The sequence below is a fragment of the Actinomadura decatromicini genome (assembly GCF_008121305.1).
GTDB lineage: Bacteria > Actinomycetota > Actinomycetes > Streptosporangiales > Streptosporangiaceae > Spirillospora > Spirillospora syzygii.
This window is the reverse complement of sequence record NZ_VSRQ01000006.1, coordinates 404,283-422,745: the sequence shown is the minus strand read 5'-3', so window position 1 is coordinate 422,745 and position 18,463 is coordinate 404,283. Positions and strand designations below refer to the sequence as shown.

Genomic DNA, 18,463 nt, shown 5'->3' with positions numbered 1-18,463 from the left:
CCCGGCCTGGCCGCGCCTGACCGCGCGTGACCGATCGACATCCGGAGGGACGACATGGAACTGGAAGAGGTGTACAAGATCGGTGTCGGCGGGCCGGTGGGGTCCGGCAAGACCGCCCTCATCGAGGCGCTGGTCCCGATCCTGATCGAGCGGGGGCACCGCCCCGGCGTCATCACCAACGACATCTACACGCAGGAGGACGCCGAGCACGTCCGCCGCACCCTGGCCGGGACGCTGGACGCCGACCGGGTCGTCGGCGTGGAGACGGGCTCCTGCCCGCACACCGCCGTCCGGGACGACCCGACGATGAACCTCGCCGCGGCCGCCGAACTGCTCGACCGATTCCCCGACATCGATGTCCTGCTGTTCGAGAGCGGCGGCGACAACCTGACGCTCACGTTCAGCCCCGTCCTGGCCGACACGTACATGTTCGTCCTGGACACGGCCGAGGGGGAGAAGATGCCGCGCAAGCGCGGCCCCGGCACCACCGACTCCGACCTCCTCGTCATCAACAAGATCGACATCGCTGAGTACGTGCGCACCGACCTGTCGGTGATGGAGCGCGACGCCCGCGCGGTGCGGGGCGCGGGGCCCGTCATCCTGACCGACTGCCTCACCGGGACCGGCGTCCCCGAGGTCGCCGACCTCGTCCTGGAGCGCATGGAGGCGATGTGCTCACCGGCGGGGTGACCACCGCCGGGGCGTCGGCGGACCCGTCCGGGCCGGAGCGGCCCGACCGGATGAGCGCGGCCTACTGCGCTCCGGAGCGGGTCCCGCCCGCCGTGGCGCGGCACGCCGCCGTCCCCGACACCCTGCCCGTCGGCGCGCCCGGCAAGGTCGGCGTGCTGGAGCTCGGGTTCGACCTGGTCGGCGGCCGGACCGAGCTGACCCGCCGGTTCCAGAAGGCGCCCATGCACATCGCCCGCCCCCTGTTCCAGGACGCGGCGCTGCCCGACATGGCGTACGTGATGTTCCTGACGTCCGGCGGCGGGGTGCTGCAGGGCGACCGCTACCGCATCGGCCTGGAGTGCGGGCGGGGGACGTCCGCGCACTTCACGACCCAGACCGCCACCCGCCTCTACCGGATGGAACACGACTACGCCACCCAGGTCGTCGAGCTGGACGCCGGGCCCGACAGCTACGTCGAGTACCTGCCCGCGACCACGATCCCGTTCCGGGACTCGCGGTTCTACCAGCACATGAGCGTCTCCGTCGGAGACCGCGCGACCGTCGTCCTGGGCGAGAAGCTGATGGCGGGACGGCTCGCCCGCGGCGAACGCCATGCCTACGCCGCCTACTGCACCGACCTGGAGGTCCGGGACGGGAAGGGCCGCCCGCTGTTCGCCGACCCGCTCCGGCTCGTGCCCGAGGAGCGGGCGGTGACCGGGCCCGCCGTGCTGGACGGCTTCGGCGTCATGGCCACCCTGCACGTCGTCACCGGGGCGGCGTCGGCGGGCGAGGTCGCCGACGCCATGCACGCCGCGATCGCCGCCACGGGCCTGCGCGGCGGCGCGAGCATCCTGCCGGGCGACTGCGGCGCATGGGCCCGGATCCTCGGCGACCGGTCCCCGGAGGTCGACGCGGCCTTCTTCCGGACCTGGGACGCGGTACGCCGCCTGCTCCTCCACGTACCCGCCCCCGACCACCACGGAGGCCGCTGACCACGGCCGAGCCGGTCGCGGGCGAGGCGGTCACGGGCGCAGTGGTCACGGGCGCGGCATCGCCGAGACCGCGCCGACCAGGTCGTCGACGTCGTCGATGAGGCCGTCGAGGGTCCGCCGGGTGGCGGCCAGGCCGCGCACCGTCCGGTCCGGGAGGGCGTGCGCCGGACGGCGGCGGTGGGCCTCCCGCGCCAGCCGTTCGTCCAGGTCGTCCAGCGGTCCGCTCACCTCGAAGCCGCCGGACGGCGCGGCGGCGTTGTCGATGGCGTCGGCCGTCCGGTCCAGGACGCGGGCGACGGGGTTCCGCGGACCGGACGTCACGCCGGTGGTGCCCGCCACCGCGATGAGACGGTCGCGGATGCGCCCGCAGGCTTCGACGAGCGTCGTCAGCCGTTCGATCTGCCCGGGGTCGTGGTCGGGCTCGTTCTCCATCCGGGTCCGCAGGTCCGCCAGGCCGTCGATGGCCTTCCGGGTCGCGGCGAGCGGGCCGTCCGGCAGCCGGGACGCCTCGCCCTCGGCCACCGCCGCCGCGGCCCGGGTCAGGTCCGCGCACGCGGACAGGACTTCGTCCACCCGGCCGGGGACCTCCCGCGCCGCCTGCCGCGGCCACAGCACCCGCGTCCCCACGAGGGCGATCGCGCCGCCCGCCGCGATGAGCAGGATGCGCCGCAGCGCGATGGACCAGTCCGCCAGGAACGAGAGGTCCATCAGCATCAGGCTCAGCGGGGTGACGAAGACGTTCCAGTACGTGTATCCGAGCGGCCGCAGCGTGAACGCCACGACCGCGAACAGCGTCATCGCGAGCGCGGCGTGCGGACGGCTGGGCGTCAACGCCAGCACCACCGCCGCGATCAGGCAGCCCACGGCACTGCCCGCGACCCGCTGACCGACCCGCGACATCGTCTCCCCGTACGTGGCGTGCAGCGTGACGAGGACGGTCATCGCCATCCACTGCCCATGCCGGATCCGGAACGCGGTGGAGATCGTCATCGCGAGGCCGACCATGAGGGCGACGCGCATGGCCTGCTGGAACAGCGCCGACCGGTGCCGGACCTCGGCGACGGCGTCCGCCGCCCGCGCCACCGGGCGCACCCGGACGGCGGGCCCCGGCGGCGACCGGTCGGCGAACGCGCCCCTGGCCGACTCCAGCGTGCTGTGGAGGCGGTCGACGGTCCGGGTGATCTCATCGGTGAGCGCCGCGTTGAGCAGGCCGTCCCGGTCGTCCCCGGCGGCCCGCCAGACGTCCTCCGCCTGGTCGGCGAGGTCCGGCGACATCGGCGCGGACCCGCCGCCGGACGGCGGCCGCGCCCCCTCCAGGTCGGCGGAGAGCCGCCGCGCCTCGGCCGCCAGCGCGCCGATCGCCGCCACCGTCTCCGACCGCCATGCGTCCGGCACGGATTCCGGCAATGCTCCACCGGCGGTCAGGGCCCGTATCTGCGCCTCCAGGCCGACCGTCCGGTGGATCATCCGCCGGAACCCGTCGAGGAGCCGCTGCGGACGGGCGTTCGGCGCATCCGGCTGCCCGCTCAGAAAGAGGCTGTAGGTGGTGGCGGCCTTCCGCATGGCCGCCGCCGCCTTCCTGCGCCGGTCCTCCCAGCCGGCGGCGCCGGTGGCGGGCTCGCGGAGTCCGGCCGCCGCCGCGTCCAGCATCGCGGCGACCGCGCCGGCCACCGCCCCGAGCGCCTCGCCCAGCGGGCGCAGCCGCCGGAAGGGCCAGGGGCTCAGCAGGATCGCGGCGACCCACAGCCCGCCGAGGGCCATGAGCGCCATGTTCTCCAGCGGATGCGTGGGAGGCGGGCGGACCGCGGTGAACAGGACGGCGAACTCCGGGACCGGTTTCACCTGGCCCAGCAGCACCGCGCCCGCCACGGTCGCGGTGATCACGGCGACGACCGCCCAGGGGAAGGGGGCGAGCAGCCCGCCGAGCCCCCCGCCCACCGCGACGACCACGATGAACTCGGCCATGGACCGGGCCCGCGCCTCGTAGGGGCCGGTGGGCGCGGCCACGGCGATCAGGTAGGCCCCGATGGCCGCGAGCGTCCCCCGGTCGGGCCGTCCGCTCAGCAGGCCCAGCAGCAGGGGCAGCCCGACGCCGAGCCCGGCCGCGAGGCCGTGGAACGGCGTGGCGCGGCGCGCGGCCCGGCCCGGCCGCTCCCATCCCTCCCACCGGGCCGATCGGGCGGAAAACGGCGCAATCTTGATCATTGATGAGTCATGGAGCGCTCTTGGCTTTCCCGCGCGGGAGAACGGAGATCAGGCTAACAGTCGCCTTCCGGCCGACTCGCTGCCCAGAACTCACGGGGTCCGGGCCAATTCGTGGCGGTGTGCCGCTTTTGGTCGTCCCGTCAATGGTCGTCGAAAGGATCGCCCATGAATCTCACACCACGGGAGATGGACCGACTGGTCATATTCACCGTAGCGCAGATGGCCATCAGACGCCGGGACCGCGGCCTGAAGCTGAACTACAGCGAGTCGGTGGCGCTGATCACGCACGAGATCGTGGAGGCGGCCCGCGACGGCAAGTCCGTCGCCGACTGCATGGAGCTGGGAAAACAGGTTCTGGGGCCCGACAAGGTGCTGCCCGGCGTCCGCGAGATGCTGCCGCTCCTCCAGGTCGAGGCCGTCTTCAACGACGGCACCAAACTCGTCTCCTGCCACGACCCCATCGGAGCCGGTTAGCCGCGACCTCCCCGCCGCGTCCGACGCCGGATCGCGAGGCCCGCCGGAGCAATGAACGAGCGAGACGAAAATCGCCAGGAAGGTGAAATTGAATGACGTCCATCAGTCGCCAGAAGTACGCGTCCATGTACGGCCCGACGGTGGGGGACCGCTTCCACCTGGGGGACACGAATCTGATCGTCGAAGTGGAAAAGGACCACACCGAGGGGCACTACGGCGACGAGACCCAGTACGGCGGCGGAAAGACCGCCCGTGACGGCATGGCGGCCGACCCCGCGTCGTCCAGCACCGTCGCCCTGGACGTCGTGATCACCAACGCCGTCGTCATGGACCCGATCATCGGCATCGTCAAGGGCGACATCGGCATCAAGGACGGCCGGATCGTCGGGATCGGCAAGTCCGGCAACCCGCACACCCAGAACGGCGTGGACCGGCGGCTCATCATCAGCGCGGACACCGAGGTGATCTCCGGGGAGAACCTCGTGGCCACGCCCGGCGCGATCGACACCCACGTGCACTTCCTCGCGCCGGAGCAGGCGCAGCACGCGCTGAGCAACGGGATCACCACCCTGGTCGGCGGCGGCACCGGCCCCGCGGACGGCAGCCGGGGCGTGACGTCCACGCCCGGCCCGTGGAACCTCGCCCGCATCCTCCAGGCGTACGAGGACATCCCCATCAACGTCGCGGTGTACGGGAAGGGCAACAGCAGCCTTCCCGCGGCGCTGGAGGAGCAGATCCGCGCCGGCGCGTCCGGGCTGAAGGTCCACGAGGACTGGGGGACCACCCCCGCCGTCATCGACACCGCGCTCTCGGTCGCCGACGTCTACGACATCCAGATCGCCATCCACACAGACACCCTCAACGAGGCGGGCTTCGTCGAGGACACCATCAACACGATCAACGGCCGCGCCGTCCACACCTACCACTCCGAGGGCGCGGGCGGCGGGCACGCCCCCGACATCCTGCGCGTGACCGGCGAGCCCAACGTACTGCCCGCGTCCACGAACCCGACGCTGCCCTACACGACCAACTCGGTCGACGAGCTGCTCGACATGACGATGGTCTGCCACCACCTCAGCTACGACGTGCCCGAGGACGTCGCGTTCGCCGACAGCCGGGTCCGCGCCGAGACGATCTCCGGCGAGACCGTGCTGCACGACCTCGGCATCATCAGCATCATCGGGTCGGACTCCCAGGCGATGGGCCGGGTCGGCGAGTCGGTCACCCGCGCCTTCCAGATCGCTCACCACAACAAGGACAAGCGAGGGCCCCTTCCGGAGGACTCGTCCCGCAACGACAACTTCCGCGTCCTGCGCTACCTGGCGAAGCTCACCATCAACCCGGCGCGGGCCAGCGGCATGGCGGACGAGATCGGCTCCCTGGAGGACGGCAAGCTCGCCGACGTGGTGCTGTGGCAGCCGCACTCGTTCGGCGCCAAGCCCTTCATGGTGATCAAGGGCGGCCTGATCAGCTGGTTCCAGATGGGCGACCCGAACGCGTCCCTGCCGACCCCGCAGCCCGTCTACTACCGGCCCACGTTCGGCGCGCACGCCACCGCGCTGTCGAACACCTGCGTGACCTTCATGTCCCAGGCCGGGATCGAGGCCGGGGTGCCCGAGCGGCTCGGCCTGCAACGGCTCATCCGCCCGATCCGCCAGTGCCGGACGGTCGACAAGCGCCACATGGTGCGCAACTCGACGCTCGCCGACATCGCGGTCGACCCGGAGACCTACAAGGTCTCGGTGAACGGCGAGCCCGCCCACATCGAACCGGCCACCGAACTGCCCCTCAACCGCCTGTTCTTCCTCACCTGAACGCTCACCGCCGCCCGCTGGACGCCCCGCCGGCTCAGGAGAAGTGGGCGGTGAGGGCGTGCAGGGCGATGAACGCGAGGAAGCCGAGGGCGAGGCTGCCGACCGCGTTCGCGGCGACCCGGCCGTACTCGCGGTCCTGGATCAGGTGGACGGTGTCGAGTTCGAAGGTGCTGAACGTGGTCAGCGCGCCGCACAGGCCGGTGCCGAGCAGCGCCTCGATGTCGGTGCCGGTTCCCGCGCCGTGCAGGGCGCCGAGGAACGCGGCGCCGATGACGTTGACGGTGAGCGTCCCCCACGGAAAGGACGTGCCGGCGAGGGATTTGACGTAGCCGTCCATGACGTAGCGGAGCACCGCGCCCACGGCCCCGCCCGCGAAGACCAGGAGGACCGCCACGAAGGTGGTCATGCCGAATCCGGGTGGCGGTGCGGGATCCTGCGTCCGAGGACGAGGCCCACGGCGACCGCGATCCAGCCGGCGACGACGCTCATGGCCGCGTAGCCGATCCCGAGGCCCGGCCTCCCGTGGTCGCCAAGGGTGTAGACGCCGTCGATGAGGTGCGAGAACGTGGTGAAGCCGCCGAGGTAGCCGGTGACCGCGAACGGCCGGGCCAGCGGGTGCGGCCCGCCGGTGAGCAGGTACGTCGTCAGCAGGCCCATGGCGAGGCAGCCGAGGATGTTCACGGTGAACGTGTTCCAGGGGATCCCCGACGCGGACGCGGGGATCGCCTTCGTGAGCAGGTACCTCGCGACCGCGCCGACCGCGCCGCCGCCGGCGACCTCCACCAGGACGCGCGGGGCGAGCGCCGGCGGCGCGGGCTTGGCCCTGCGCGACCGGAGCGCGGCGGCCTCGGCGCGCTCGCGCCGGTAGAAATGGTGAAGGCGCTGCGCGGGCGGCTCGTTCATGCGTTCCCGCGTTTCCGCGCCATGTTGAGCCGGGCACGCGCCGACAACGCTCGTCGCGTCATGATCCCCCCTGTCAGCCTTCGGTGAAGCGGGCGTCGGTGCCGAGGGCCTGTTCCTCGTCGGTCATGCGCATCCGGGTGAGGCGGTCGACGACCGTGCCGATGACGTAGGTGGCGGTGAAGGCGTACGCGCCCACGGCCAGGACGCCCACGGCCTGCTTGCCGAGGACGCTGACCGAGCCGCCGTAGAAGAGGCCCGCCGAGCCCTGGTCCCAGCCGGTGGCGAAGAACCCGAGCGACAGGATGCCGACGATGCCGCCCGCGCCGTGGATGCCGGTGACGTCGAGGGTGTCGTCGTATCCGGCGACGAGTTTCAGTTCGACGGCGTAGGTGCAGACGGCGGCGGCGATGACGCCGATGGCGAAGGCCCCCTCGACGCTGACGAAGGCGCAGGACGGCGTGATCGCGACCAGCCCGGCCAGGGCGCCGGACGCGGAGCCGAGCCGGGTCAGGTGCCGGACGCGGAGCCATTCGACGAGCCGCCAGGTGAGCATGCCCGCGCAACCGGCGATCATGGTGGAGACGAAGGCGCGGGTGGCGAGGGCGCCGTCGCTGAGCGCGGACCCGGCGTTGAACCCGAACCAGCCGAACCACAGCAGCCCGAGGCCGAGCAGGACGAACGGGACGTTCCCCGGCCGCGGCCCGTGCCCGCGCCGGAACTCCACGCCGCGTCCGAGGACGAGCGCCAGCGCGAGGCCGGAGATGCCGGAGTTGAGCTCGACGACCAGGCCGCCCGCGAAGTCCATGACGCCCCACTTGTTGAGCCAGCCGGTGGAGGCGAACACCCAGTGCGCGATGGGCAGGTAGACGATCGTGGTCCACAGGGTGGCGAACAGCATCCACGGGCCGAACCGGGCGCGGCCCGCGATGGAGCCGCTGATGAGGGCGACGGTGATGATGGCGAAGGTGAGCTGGAAGCAGGCGTAGAGCTGCTTCGGGATCATGCCCTGCAGGGCCTCCGGCCCGACGTGGCCGAGCCGCCAGTCGCCCCAGCCGATCAGCCCGAGCCCGCCCGCGTCGCGGCCGAAGGCGATGCCGTACCCGTAGAGGAACCACACGACGGTGACCAGGCTGATGCAGATGAAGCTCATGTAGAGCATGGTGAGGAGGTTCTTCGCGCGGACCATTCCGCCGTAGAAGAAGGCCAGACCGGGGGTCATCAGCAGCACCATGGCGGTGCTGGTCATCAGCCACGCTGAGGCGCCCGTGTTCAAGCCCGTGGACATTCCAGACCTTCCGGTCGCCGCTCCCTCCGGTCCCCCCGATGGGTTCCAGCCGCCGGGGCGGAGCATTCCAGCCGACTATGTTCACTCGCGCCGGACGAAGAAACGCCGCGCTCCGCAATCTTGACTTTCTCATTGCGCGGTGATGATCCCGTCGGGACGGCACGGCATGCGGAGCAGATTATTACCCGCATTTTGGCGCTCGGCGGTATGGCCATATCAAGGGCGTCGCGATGATCAGTGGATGGTGAACCTGTCGGCCGAGCGGCGTCCCGCGCGCGTTCTCACGGCCCGGATCCCGGCCGGCCCCCGGAGCGGCCCGTGAGCACGCTCGAGCAGCGGTCGCCGGCTCCGCGGATCGTCCGCCCGAGGACGTCCAAGGGGCGCATCATCGCGTCCTGGCTCTCGTCCACCGACCACAAGGTGATCGGGTACATGTACCTGATCAGCTCGTTCTGCTTCTTCATGTTCGGCGGGCTGCTCGCGCTGGCGATCCGCGCGGAGCTGCTGCGGCCCGGCCTCCAGCTGATGAGCAACGAGCAGTTCAACCAGATGTTCACCATGCACGGCACGATCATGCTGCTGCTGTTCGCGACGCCGCTGTTCGCCGGGTTCGCCAACGCGATCATGCCGTTGCAGCTCGGCGCGCCGGACGTGGCGTTCCCGCGGCTGAACATGATCTCGTACTGGCTCTACCTGTTCGGCGGGCTCGTCGCCGTCAGCGGTTTCCTCACCCCGAACGGCGCGGCCAGTTTCGGCTGGACGGCCTACGCCACGCTTTCCGACCCGGTCAGGTCGCCCGGCATCGGCGGCGACCTATGGGTGACGGGCCTGGTGCTCTCGGGCGTCGGCACCATTCTCGGCGCGGTCAACTTCATCACCACCATCCTGTGCATGCGCGCACCCGGGATGACGATGTTCCGGATGTCGCTGTTCACCTGGAACGTGCTCCTGACCTCGATTCTGATCCTGCTGGCGTTCCCGGTGCTCGCGGGCGCGCTCGCGGCGCTGGAGGCCGACCGGAAACTCGGCGCGCACATCTTCGACGGCGCGAACGGCGGCACGCTGCTGTGGCAGCACCTGTTCTGGTTCTTCGGCCATCCCGAGGTCTACATCATCGCGCTGCCGTTCTTCGGCATCATCAGCGAGATCATTCCGGTGTTCAGCCGGAAACCGCTCTTCGGCTATGTCGGCCTGGTGTTCGCGACGATCGCGATCGCCGGGCTGTCGATCACCGTGTGGGCGCACCACATGTTCGTGACCGGCCAGGTGCTGCTGCCGTTCTTCTCCTTCATGTCGTTCCTCATCGCGGTTCCGACCGGGGTGAAGTTCTTCAACTGGGTGGGGACGATGTGGCGCGGGCAGCTCACCTTCGAGGCGCCGATGCTCTTCGCCGTGGGCTTCCTCGTGACGTTCCTCTTCGGCGGGCTGACCGGCGTCATCCTGGCGTCCCCGCCCATGGACTTCCAGCTCTCCGACACCTACTTCGTCGTCGCGCACTTCCACTACGTGGTCTTCGGGACCGTGGTGTTCAGCATGTACGCGGGCTTCTACTTCTGGTGGCCGAAGTTCACCGGGAAAATGCTCGACGAGGGGCTGGCGAAGATCCATTTCTGGCTGCTGTTCATCGGCTTCCACGGCACGTTCCTCGTCCAGCACTGGCTCGGCGCCTGGGGCATGCCCCGGCGGTACGCCGACTACGCCGACGTCTTCGAGCCGCTGAACCACGTGTCCTCGATTTTCTCCTTCGTCCTCGGCGCCTCCACGCTGCCGTTCCTTCTCAACGTCTACGTGACGTGGAGAAGGGGGAGGAGAGTGGAGTCGGACGACCCGTGGGGGACCGGGAACTCCCTGGAATGGGCGACGTCCTGCCCGCCGCCCCGGCACAACTTCAACTCCATTCCGGCGATCCGGTCGGAGCGTCCCGCGTTCGACCTGCACCATCCGCATCTCGGCACCGAGTTGGCCGACGCCTATCTCACCCAGGGCGGTTCGCGGGCCAGGAGGGACTGACCGATGCGCCGCCCGCCGCCGCTGTTCTGGCTGTGCGCGGCCGTCCTGACGGGCGCGCAGATCCTCTACCGGCTGGGCGCCGGGGACTGGGCGGGCGGCATCGTCCTGGTCCCGGCGGCGTGCCTGGTCGGGCCGGTGGCGGGCGGCGTCCGGGGCGCCGCCCTCCGGGCACGGCGGACCGGCGGGGGAGCGGCTCCGGAGGCGGGAGCCCCCGCCGTCCGGACCTGGCTGCCGCTGCTGGCCGCCGCATCGATCGCCGTCGCCGTCCTCTGCATCGCCGTCATCTGATGTGTGAAAGGACCGGCACGATGGCGGACGGCGACGCCGTCCCTCCGGGGGCTCGGTGAACTACAAGATCAGCCTTCTGTTCCGCGCGATACCCGTGGTCATGGGCGCCGTCTCGGCCGCGCTGGGGGGATACGTCCTCGGGCGTTCCTCCGGGCCGAGCGCACGTGTCGCCGGACTGGTGCTCATTTTCCTCGCGGCGATCTGCCTCTGCCTGTTCGCCACCGCCGCCACGATCATCAGGCAGCTCATCGGCCGCTACACCGCACTGGACCGGGTGCTCTATCCCGTTTTCGGATTCGCGGTCAGCGGCGTCCCCACCGGGTACGGGCTCTACCTGCTCGCCAGGACCCCGCGATCGCCGCCCGATTTCATCGCCGGACATGTGATCTTCGGTGTCGGCATGGTCTGCGTGTGCGTCTCGTGCGTCGCCACGGCCTCCACGCGGTTCCTTCTCATCAGCGCGAATTCGGCGCTGCCGGAAGGGTCGCCGCCGCTTTCACCGGCGCCGTTCGGCCCGTCCACCGTGCGGGTCCTGCTGACGCTCCCGGTCCTCGCGGCCATGGCCACCTGGGCGTGGGCCCTTCTCCTGCTGGCGGGCGGGGGCGGCGGGGCCGCGGCGGGACGCTTCACCGCCGCGCACGTGATGATCGGCCTCGCGCTCGTCTGCACCTGCCTCATCGGGCTGGTGGCCAGCATTCTGCGGCAGATCCAGAACACCTACACGCCGCGGGAGCGCCTCCTCTGGCCCGGCGCGGCCGCCGCCCTGGGGGCGATCGGGATCGCGTGGGCTCTGATCGTCCTCTCCGTGCACACCCGCTCGTCCCAACTGGCCGCCCTCTACGTGCTGATCGGGCTGGGGCTCATCTGCTGGAGCATTCTGAGCAAGGTGCTGCTGCTCGCGCTCGTCTGGCGGCGGGAAACTCCTCTTGCGAATCGGGTTCCGCTGATCCCGGTCGGTACGGCCTTGCTGTGCCTGTACCTTTCGGCGTTCCTCTTCGAGTCGGCGGATTCCGCGGTGCTCGTCGCGGCCCGCGTCCTGGTGGGGCTCGGCAGCATCTGCTTCTCGCTCTTCTCCATCGTCTCCATCCTGGAGAGCGGAACCAGCGGCTAGAGGGGCCGGACGCGCGTTCAGGCGAGGGCCAGGAACAGCTTCTCCAGTTGGGCGCGGTCGATCTCGGCCTGCTCGGTGCCCGCGTTCTCCCGCGAGACGCACTGCTCCAGCCCGGTCGCGATGATCTTGAAACCGGCGCGGTCGAGTGCGCGGGAGACCGCGGCGAGCTGCGTGATCACGTCGGCGCAGTCCCGGCCCTCCTCGATCATCTTGACGATGCCGCCGATCTGCCCCTGGGCGCGGCGCAGCCGCACCGCGACGTCGGCCAGCGCGTCCTTGTCCAACTGCATGTCCGCTCTCCTCCTCGGGGCGCTCGGCCGCGCCGTCCACATATACCCCTACGGGTATCCAGACGCACGGCGGACGGCTGATATTCCCACGTCCAGCCAGTGCCGCCAACACCGTCTCGGCGCAGCGGCGCGAAGGGGCGCCTTGCACGGCCGACCGCCCAGCACCGCCACCGCGCCGACCACCAGCGTGGTCACGGCGAGCGCCACGCCGGTGCCGGGGATCGCGGTCAGGGCGTGCCGGGCCTCGGGCGGCGCCTGCCCGGCGAGCACGAACGCGGCCATGACCAGGACGAACCAGCCGAAGGCGCGGCGCAGCCGCGCGGGGTCGACCCGTCCGGCGAGCCGCGACCCCGGGACGCCGCCGAGGACGGCCGCGGCGGTGACCGCCAGGGTGAGCCTCCAGTCCAGCTGGACGCCGTGCAGGTACCCGGCCAGGCCAGCGAACGACTTCATCGCGATGACCAGCAGCGATGTGCCGACGGCCGTGGGCATGGAGAGGCCGCCGAGCAGCACCAGGGCGGGCACGACGAGGAACCCGCCGCCCGCCCCGACCAGCCCGGTGACCAGCCCGACCGAGACGCCTTCGAGGACGATCCGGGCGACCGGCCGACCGGCCGGCCGGTCCGCCGGGGCGTCGTCCCGGTCGCGGCGGCGCAGCATCGCGGCGGCGGTGACGGCCATCATGACGGCGAACGCGGCCAGCAGCGCCCCGGCCGGGAGGTAGGCGGCCAGCCGTCCGCCGCCGTAGGCGCCGGCCATCCCGGCGGCGCCGAACAGCAGCCCGGTGCGCCAGCGGACCCGTCCGGCGCGGGCGTGCGGGAGCACCCCGGCCAGCGCGGTCGCGCCGACGACGAACAGCGACATGGCGATGGCCTGCTTCGTGTCCACGCCCGCCACGTACACGAGGAGCGGGACGGTGAGGATGGAGCCCCCGCCGCCGAGCAGGCCGAGCGAGACGCCGATCGCCAGCGCGGCGGCCAGGGTGAGCGCGAGCGTCATCGCGGCGCCCGGTCCCGCAGCAGGGCGGCCAGTCCGGCGGCGTCGCAGCCGGGCGCGCGGTTGAACGGCAGGCGGGCCAGCAGCGTCCCCATCAGGCAGGTGCCGGTCAGCGCGGCCACGGTCAGCCCGGCGCCGATGGCGGCGGCCAGCCACACCAGCGGGGGGACGGCCAGCGCGCCGAGCACACCCACCAGCACGAGGACTCCGGCGACCAGGCGGACCTGCCGCTCCAGGTCCCAGCGGGCGCGGCCCCGGTCGAGCGGCGCGCCCGCCGCCTCCCAGGCGAGGATTCCGCCGGTCAGGACGTGCGCGCCGGTCGCCCCGTCCGCGGCGAGGACGCGCTCGGCCCGCGCCGCGCGGTTGCCGGTCCGGCAGACCAGGACGATCTCGTCCAGATGGGCGCGCAGGTCGGCGCGATGCTCGCGGAGCGTGTCGAGCGGGACGTTGTAGGAGCCGGGGATGTGCGCCGCGGCGAACTCGCCGGGCGTGCGGACGTCCAGGATCCGCGGGGCGTCCGGCGCGGCGAGGCGCTCGCGCAGGTCCGCGGCCTCGACGGTGGCGGGGAGGGTGGTCATCTGGATTTCACCTCGAACGGGGTGTCGGTGGTCGGACCGGTCCCGGGCCCGGTGCGGGCCGGGTCCGGGACCGGGGCGGGCGGGGCCGCGCGGGTCACGCTGGTGCGCGGGTCACGCGGCCGGGACGAGGGCCAGTCCGGTCCGGGCGGCGGAGCCGTACTCGTCGTCGACGACCACGACGCGGCGCCCGGCGGCGGCCAGCAGTGAGGCGGCGATGGACGCCCGGTATCCGGTGCCGCAGTGCACCCAGACCTCGCCGGGCGGAACCCGGTCGAGGCGGGCGGGCAGGTCGTGCAGCGGGACGTGGACGGCGCCTTCGACGTGCGACTCGTCCCATTCCGCATCACGGCGGACGTCCAGCACCGTGACCGGGCGGTGGTGCCGCACGGCGGCCAGGTCGGCGAACGAGGCGACCTGGTGGCTCGCGAGCTCCTCGCCGCCCGCCCACTGCTCGGGGCCGCCGGTGGCGGACGCGGCGGGCCGGTCGATGCCGATGCGCACCAGCTCCCGCTGGGCGGCCGCCACGTCGTCGGACGTCCGGCCGAGCAGGGTCAGCGGCGTCCCCCACGGGATGAGCCAGCCGAGGTAGGTGGCGAGGCTCCCGTCCTGCCCGAAGTTGAGCGTTCCGGCCATGTGGCCGGCGGCGAACGCCGTCCGGGAGCGCAGGTCGACCACCCATTCGCCGTCCTGGATGCGGCGGCGCAGCTCGGCCGCGTCGGCGCGGCGCGGCGGCGACAGGTCGGGCGCCCGCGGCCCGGCGGTGTTGATCGGCTCCATGTGGGCGTAGTAGGCGGGGTAGGCGTCGAGCCCGGCGAGGAGCGACTCCACGTACGCCGCCTCGTCCAGGGTGAGGACCGGGTTGCCGCGCCGTTCCCGTCCGATGGTCGAGGACGCGGCCTGGGACTGGGTGGCCGAGCAGAAGCTGCCGAACCCGTGGGTCGGGTAGATCTCGGCTTCGTCGGGCAGTTCGTCCGCCAGCCGGTGCGCCGAGCCGTACTGCGCCGCCGCCAGCTCGGAGGCGTGCTCCGCGCCCAGCAGGTCGGGCCGTCCGGACGTTCCGTACAGCAGCGACCCGCCGGTGAACACGGCGGGCGGCCGTCCGGGAGCGTCCAGCGCGTAGGACAGGTGCGTGAACGTGTGGCCCGGCGTGGCGAGGGCCCGCACGCGCATCTGCGCGCCGACCTCGATCACGTCGCCGTCGCCGACCGGGTCGTGCGCGAAGGCCACCGGATCGGCGGCGTTGAGGTGGTACGCGGCGCCGGTGGCGCGGGCGAGCGCCAGGCCGCCGGTCACGTAGTCGTTGTGGACGTGGGTCTCGAACACGTCCACGATCTCCACGCCCCGCTCGCGGGCCGCCGCCAGCATGCGGTCGATGTCGCGCTGCGGGTCGACGACGAACGCGACCGTCCCGTCCGTCACCAGGTAGCTGCGGTCGCCGAGCGACGGCGTGTCCATCGCAACGATCTCGATCACTGGACCTCCTCCGTCGGATACCCCAGGGGGTATGTTCGCCACGGTAGCCGAGGGGCGGCGGGGATGGCAAATACCCCCTGGGGTATCCCGGAGCGCGGGTCGGTGGCGGGACGGCCCCCCGCGTCCCCGTCCATCGGGGGGCGGCCGGTAAATGGTTTGCCGGGGCCGAGCCGGGCCCGGCAGAATGAGGGACGTAGCCGAAACGGGATCGGAAGGGACAGGGGATATGCGGCGTCATCGAATGCAGAGTCGTCGTTCCGATCTCGGGTGCCGTCGAGGGACGTGAATCGCGCGTCCCGCCGCCGACCGCCCGCTGATCGCGGGCGGTTTTCGTTTTCCCGGAGAGTTGGCCGAGCGGGAAGGCAGCGGCGTGCTGAGCCGTGGTCAGGGTCGTCCCCTGCGCGAGTTCGAATCTCGCACTCTCCGCGCTGAGCAGGGACGCTGGTGCGTCCAGCGGTCTCATAAGCCGCGGCAGGCAGGTTCGATTCCTGCGCTCAGCACGCAGGTCTCCGTGGCGCAGTGGAGAGCGCGCCGGGTTGCGGACCCGGAGGACGCAGGTTCGAATCCTGCCGGAGACGCGGCCTTCGTGGTGTAGTGGTCTGCACGCCGGGTTGTGGTCCTGGAGGTGTCGGTTCGATCCCGATCGGGGGCCCTTTCGGGGATAGATATTGCCCAAGGGCTGGAATCCGGTTGCATTGTTTTTGATCGGCGCTGGGAAAAGTCGGTTGTATGCGTGGTTCCGCCGTGAAGGCTCTGCTGGCGTCCGGGCTCGCGGCGGTGGTCGCCTTGGCCGTCGGCGGCGGGCCCGCGCGGGCGGAGCCCGGCCCCGCGCCGTATCTCGATCCGCGGCTCCCGATCGCCGACCGGGTCAGGGACCTGCTGGCCCGGATGAGCCTGGACGACAAGCTCGGCCAGATGACGCAGCCCGAGCGCAAGTACGTCACGCCCGACGACGTCACGCGGTACCGGATCGGCGCGGTGCTGTCGAGCGGCGGGTCGGCGCCGTCCCCGAACACGCCGCCGAGCTGGGCGGACATGGTCGACGGGTACCAGCGGGCCGCGCTCGCCGCGCCGCTGCGCGTCCCGATCCTCTACGGGGTGGACGCGGTCCACGGCCACAACACGCTCCAGGACGCGACGATCTTCCCGCACGACATCGGGCTCGGCGCGTCCCGCGACCCGGAGCTGGTCCGCGGGATCGGCGCGGCGACCGCCGAGGAGCTGGCGGGCACGGGCGTGAACTGGGACTTCGCGCCCTGCGTGTGCGTGGCCCGGGACGACCGCTGGGGCCGGACCTACGAGTCGTTCGGCGAGGTGCCGGAACTGCCCTCGATGATGACGACGCTGGTCGACGGGCTGCAGGGCGGGCCCGCGCGCGTCCTCGCGACGGCGAAGCACTTCGTGGCGGACGGCGGGACGGCGGGCGGCGAGGACCGGGGCGACGCGCTCATCACGGAGGCGGAGCTGCGCGCCGTCCACCTGCCGCCGTTCCGGGAGGCGGTGCGGCGCGGGGTCGGCTCGGTGATGGTCTCCTACAGTTCGTGGAACGGCCTGAAAATGCACCGGAACCGGTACCTGATCACTGATGTGCTGAAAGGCGAGCTGGGATTCGGCGGGTTCGTCGTCTCCGACTACAACGGCCTCGACCGGCTCGACGACACGCCCGGTTTCACCGAGGACGACGTCGTCGCGGCCGTCAACGCCGGGATCGACATGGTCATGATGTCGACGGAATGGCGCGGGTTCATCGACCATCTGCGGGACGCCGTGAACGGCGGCAGGGTCCCGATGTCCCGCATCGACGACGCCAACCGCCGGATCCTCACGAAGAAATTCGAGCTGGGACTGTTCGAGCACCCGATGGCGAACCGGTCGTACATGAAGACGGTCGGCAGCGCCGCGCATCGCGCGCTGGCGCGGCAGGCGGTCGCGAAGTCGCAGGTGGTGCTGAAGAACCAGAACAACACCTTGCCCTTGGACGACGACGACAAGGTGTTCGTGGCCGGGCGGAGCGCGAACGACATCGGCATGCAGTCCGGCGGATGGACGATCACCTGGCAGGGCAAACCGGGCCCGATCACCAAGGGGACGACGATCCTCGACGGAATCCGCCAGGTCGCCCAATCGCCGGACAACATCACCTACGAAAAGGACGGCGCCGGTGTCGACGGGTCCTATGACGCGGCGATCGCCGTCGTGGGGGAGAAGCCGTACGCCGAATACCACGGCGACCGTCCGGACGGCCTCCGCCTGGACCCGGAGGACCTGAAGACCATCGACCGGCTCCGCGCCGCCGAGACCCCGGTGATCGTCGTGCTCGTGTCGGGACGTCCGCTGGACGTCGCCGCCCGGCTTCCGGGATGGGACGCCCTGGTCGCGGCCTGGCTCCCAGGCACGGAGGGGGCGGGCGTCGCCGACGTCCTGTACGGCGAGACCGCGCCGACCGGGCGCCTCCCCGTGACGTGGATGCGCGACAACGGCCAGCAGCCGATCAACAAGGGCGACGGGAAGAAGCCCCTGTTCCCCTTCGGCTACGGCCTCAACTACTGATCGGTTCGCTCAGGCGAGCGGTCGCCTCGACGACCCTGCGCAGCCGGCTCGGCGGCGCGTTTCGCTGTGACGAGTGCGTCGATCCCGTCCAGGATCAGGTCGAGCCCGAAGGTCACGTCATCGTCGGCGACGTCGTCGGTGTAGTCGTTGCCGTCCATCATGGACGCCAGGACCGAGTGACCGCGTTCGCGCAGCCGGGGCAGGAGGAACCTGGTCACGGTGTCAGACTGCGTCGGGGGCGCGGTGCTGTACCGCAGGTCGCGACGCATGCCGCCGATCTGCCGCGCGTAGCCGTCCAGCACGAACGCGCACCCCAGGGCCTCGGCGGGGGGCAGCCCGGCGCCGGTCAGCACTTCCAGGATCGCCTCCGTCCAGTCCAGCAGGTTCGGCGTCACCGGGGCCCCGCGGACGGGGAGGTCGCACAGCCAGGGATGGACGTCGAACCGGTCGATCATCGCCCGCGTCCACACGTTCGCCGCGTCGCGCCAGTCTCCCGTCCCGGCCGCCAGGTCCGGCGCCGGACCCCAGGCGGCCTCGGCGACCAGGACCAGCAACTCGTCCCGGGACCTCACGTACCGGTAGATCGCGTTGGCGGTCAGCCCGAGCCGCTGGGCGATCTTGGGCATCGACAGGGCGCCGAACCCGTCCGCGTCGGCCAGGTCGACGGCCGCGCCGACGATCTGCTCGATGCTCTGCGACGGCTTGCGCCCGAGCTTGGTCGACTTGGCGGGCAGGCCCCACGCCAAGGCCAGCCCCGGCGGCAGCTCGGAGTCCTCCGCGATCGGCATCCGGTGGCCTCCTCCGCTCGACCGGGGATCCCTGTCC

At 71.7% G+C, this 18,463-nt stretch carries 17 protein-coding genes and 4 tRNA genes; 12 read left to right on the top strand and 9 right to left on the bottom strand.

All coding sequences use genetic code 11. The features are described 5' to 3' along the window. The first annotated feature begins 54 nt into the window (after nucleotides 1–54). Nucleotides 55–690 carry an urease accessory protein UreG gene (gene ureG / locus FXF68_RS28235; RefSeq protein ID WP_148764373.1) on the top strand — a complete coding sequence of 212 codons (636 nt, stop codon included), beginning with the start codon at nucleotides 55–57 and terminating at the stop codon, nucleotides 688–690. Next, entirely contained in the window at nucleotides 672–1,661 is a 990-nt protein-coding gene (locus tag FXF68_RS28230) for an urease accessory protein UreD (RefSeq protein WP_246178982.1), read from the top strand. Before ureG ends, FXF68_RS28230 begins: the two co-directional genes overlap by 19 nt. Nucleotides 1,662–1,706: 45 nt before the next feature. On the opposite strand, the gene FXF68_RS28225 is transcribed toward FXF68_RS28230, so the two are convergent. After that, nucleotides 1,707–3,866 carry an FUSC family protein gene (locus FXF68_RS28225; protein WP_148764371.1) on the bottom strand — a complete coding sequence of 720 codons (2,160 nt, stop codon included), beginning with the start codon at nucleotides 3,864–3,866 and terminating at the stop codon, nucleotides 1,707–1,709. A gap of 165 nt (nucleotides 3,867–4,031) precedes the next feature. On the opposite strand from FXF68_RS28225, the gene FXF68_RS28220 reads away from it, so the two are divergent. Together FXF68_RS28220 and ureC are read left to right on the top strand one after the other, a co-directional pair. Next, nucleotides 4,032–4,340, top strand: coding sequence for an urease subunit gamma (locus FXF68_RS28220; RefSeq protein ID WP_148764369.1), 309 nt, complete (start codon nucleotides 4,032–4,034; stop codon nucleotides 4,338–4,340). Nucleotides 4,341–4,432: 92 nt separating this feature from the next. Further along, nucleotides 4,433–6,154: an urease subunit alpha gene (gene ureC, locus FXF68_RS28215; protein ID WP_148764367.1), complete on the top strand. Its 1,722-nt coding sequence runs from the start codon at nucleotides 4,433–4,435 to the stop codon at nucleotides 6,152–6,154. 34 nt (nucleotides 6,155–6,188) lie between these two features. Here the strand turns inward: ureC and crcB are convergent, their stop codons facing one another. The 3 genes from crcB to FXF68_RS28200 form a co-directional block, all read right to left on the bottom strand. Continuing rightward, a complete protein-coding gene (crcB, locus tag FXF68_RS28210; RefSeq protein ID WP_246178981.1) occupies nucleotides 6,189–6,560 on the bottom strand; it encodes a fluoride efflux transporter CrcB in 372 nt (123 codons plus the stop codon). Beyond that, complete coding sequence (locus tag FXF68_RS28205) at nucleotides 6,557–7,057, bottom strand: fluoride efflux transporter FluC (protein ID WP_148764365.1); 501 nt, start codon at nucleotides 7,055–7,057, stop codon at nucleotides 6,557–6,559. Before FXF68_RS28205 ends, crcB begins: the two co-directional genes overlap by 4 nt. Nucleotides 7,058–7,130: 73 nt before the next feature. Next, entirely contained in the window at nucleotides 7,131–8,342 is a 1,212-nt protein-coding gene (locus FXF68_RS28200; protein WP_148764363.1) for an ammonium transporter, read from the bottom strand. A gap of 318 nt (nucleotides 8,343–8,660) precedes the next feature. On the opposite strand from FXF68_RS28200, the gene ctaD reads away from it, so the two are divergent. Genes ctaD through FXF68_RS28185 form a run of 3 tightly spaced genes read left to right on the top strand, consistent with a single transcriptional unit; the run spans nucleotide 8,661 to nucleotide 11,751 of the window. After that, on the top strand, nucleotides 8,661–10,352 hold the full coding sequence (gene ctaD, locus FXF68_RS28195; RefSeq protein WP_148764361.1) for an aa3-type cytochrome oxidase subunit I: 1,692 nt from the start codon (nucleotides 8,661–8,663) through the stop codon (nucleotides 10,350–10,352). Nucleotides 10,353–10,355: 3 nt separating this feature from the next. Continuing rightward, complete coding sequence (locus FXF68_RS28190) at nucleotides 10,356–10,640, top strand: hypothetical protein (RefSeq protein ID WP_148764359.1); 285 nt, start codon at nucleotides 10,356–10,358, stop codon at nucleotides 10,638–10,640. Between the two features lie 55 nt (nucleotides 10,641–10,695). After that, a complete protein-coding gene (locus tag FXF68_RS28185; protein WP_148764357.1) occupies nucleotides 10,696–11,751 on the top strand; it encodes a DUF2776 family protein in 1,056 nt (351 codons plus the stop codon). A gap of 17 nt (nucleotides 11,752–11,768) precedes the next feature. Here FXF68_RS28185 and FXF68_RS28180 read toward each other — a convergent pair whose 3' ends face one another. The 4 genes from FXF68_RS28180 to FXF68_RS28165 all read right to left on the bottom strand — a co-directional run bounded on the left by FXF68_RS28180 (nucleotide 11,769) and on the right by FXF68_RS28165 (nucleotide 15,088). Further along, entirely contained in the window at nucleotides 11,769–12,041 is a 273-nt protein-coding gene (locus FXF68_RS28180; protein ID WP_148764355.1) for a metal-sensitive transcriptional regulator, read from the bottom strand. A gap of 48 nt (nucleotides 12,042–12,089) precedes the next feature. Further along, nucleotides 12,090–13,040, bottom strand: a complete 951-nt coding sequence (locus FXF68_RS28175; protein ID WP_148764353.1) for a sulfite exporter TauE/SafE family protein — start codon at nucleotides 13,038–13,040, stop codon at nucleotides 12,090–12,092. Then, nucleotides 13,037–13,615: a rhodanese-like domain-containing protein gene (locus FXF68_RS28170; RefSeq protein ID WP_148764351.1), complete on the bottom strand. Its 579-nt coding sequence runs from the start codon at nucleotides 13,613–13,615 to the stop codon at nucleotides 13,037–13,039. Before FXF68_RS28170 ends, FXF68_RS28175 begins: the two co-directional genes overlap by 4 nt. A 111-nt stretch (nucleotides 13,616–13,726) precedes the next feature. Next, on the bottom strand, nucleotides 13,727–15,088 hold the full coding sequence (locus FXF68_RS28165) for an MBL fold metallo-hydrolase (protein ID WP_148764349.1): 1,362 nt from the start codon (nucleotides 15,086–15,088) through the stop codon (nucleotides 13,727–13,729). 340 nt (nucleotides 15,089–15,428) lie between these two features. On the opposite strand from FXF68_RS28165, the gene FXF68_RS28160 reads away from it, so the two are divergent. From FXF68_RS28160 to FXF68_RS28140, 5 genes are all read left to right on the top strand, one after another. Beyond that, nucleotides 15,429–15,514: transfer RNA gene (locus FXF68_RS28160), tRNA-Ser, on the top strand. Between the two features lies 1 nt (nucleotide 15,515). Further along, nucleotides 15,516–15,588: transfer RNA gene (locus FXF68_RS28155), tRNA-Met, on the top strand. Nucleotides 15,589–15,593: 5 nt separating this feature from the next. Beyond that, nucleotides 15,594–15,666 (top strand) — tRNA-Arg (locus FXF68_RS28150). Between the two features lie 2 nt (nucleotides 15,667–15,668). Then, nucleotides 15,669–15,740: transfer RNA gene (locus FXF68_RS28145), tRNA-His, on the top strand. 77 nt (nucleotides 15,741–15,817) lie between these two features. Continuing rightward, nucleotides 15,818–17,638 carry a glycoside hydrolase family 3 protein gene (locus FXF68_RS28140; RefSeq protein ID WP_148764347.1) on the top strand — a complete coding sequence of 607 codons (1,821 nt, stop codon included), beginning with the start codon at nucleotides 15,818–15,820 and terminating at the stop codon, nucleotides 17,636–17,638. Here the strand turns inward: FXF68_RS28140 and FXF68_RS28135 are convergent. After that, nucleotides 17,632–18,426, bottom strand: coding sequence for a TetR/AcrR family transcriptional regulator (locus FXF68_RS28135; protein WP_148764345.1), 795 nt, complete (start codon nucleotides 18,424–18,426; stop codon nucleotides 17,632–17,634). The genes FXF68_RS28140 and FXF68_RS28135 overlap by 7 nt on opposite strands. Nucleotides 18,427–18,463 lie beyond the last annotated feature (37 nt).

What these genes read in the sequence shown, in the direction of transcription:
- FXF68_RS28140 (WP_148764347.1), top strand. Translation starts at nt 15,818, where the DNA reads ATGCGTGGTTCCGCCGTGAAGGCTCTGCTGGCGTCCGGGCTCGCGGCG.
- FXF68_RS28180 (WP_148764355.1), bottom strand. Translation starts at nt 12,041, where the DNA reads ATGCAGTTGGACAAGGACGCGCTGGCCGACGTCGCGGTGCGGCTGCGC.
- ureC (WP_148764367.1), top strand. Translation starts at nt 4,433, where the DNA reads ATGACGTCCATCAGTCGCCAGAAGTACGCGTCCATGTACGGCCCGACG.
- FXF68_RS28205 (WP_148764365.1), bottom strand. Translation starts at nt 7,057, where the DNA reads ATGAACGAGCCGCCCGCGCAGCGCCTTCACCATTTCTACCGGCGCGAG.
- FXF68_RS28225 (WP_148764371.1), bottom strand. Translation starts at nt 3,866, where the DNA reads ATGATCAAGATTGCGCCGTTTTCCGCCCGATCGGCCCGGTGGGAGGGA.
- ureG (WP_148764373.1), top strand. Translation starts at nt 55, where the DNA reads ATGGAACTGGAAGAGGTGTACAAGATCGGTGTCGGCGGGCCGGTGGGG.
- FXF68_RS28175 (WP_148764353.1), bottom strand. Translation starts at nt 13,040, where the DNA reads ATGACGCTCGCGCTCACCCTGGCCGCCGCGCTGGCGATCGGCGTCTCG.
- crcB (WP_246178981.1), bottom strand. Translation starts at nt 6,560, where the DNA reads ATGACCACCTTCGTGGCGGTCCTCCTGGTCTTCGCGGGCGGGGCCGTG.
- FXF68_RS28170 (WP_148764351.1), bottom strand. Translation starts at nt 13,615, where the DNA reads ATGACCACCCTCCCCGCCACCGTCGAGGCCGCGGACCTGCGCGAGCGC.
- FXF68_RS28135 (WP_148764345.1), bottom strand. Translation starts at nt 18,426, where the DNA reads ATGCCGATCGCGGAGGACTCCGAGCTGCCGCCGGGGCTGGCCTTGGCG.
- FXF68_RS28190 (WP_148764359.1), top strand. Translation starts at nt 10,356, where the DNA reads ATGCGCCGCCCGCCGCCGCTGTTCTGGCTGTGCGCGGCCGTCCTGACG.
- FXF68_RS28200 (WP_148764363.1), bottom strand. Translation starts at nt 8,342, where the DNA reads ATGTCCACGGGCTTGAACACGGGCGCCTCAGCGTGGCTGATGACCAGC.
- FXF68_RS28220 (WP_148764369.1), top strand. Translation starts at nt 4,032, where the DNA reads ATGAATCTCACACCACGGGAGATGGACCGACTGGTCATATTCACCGTA.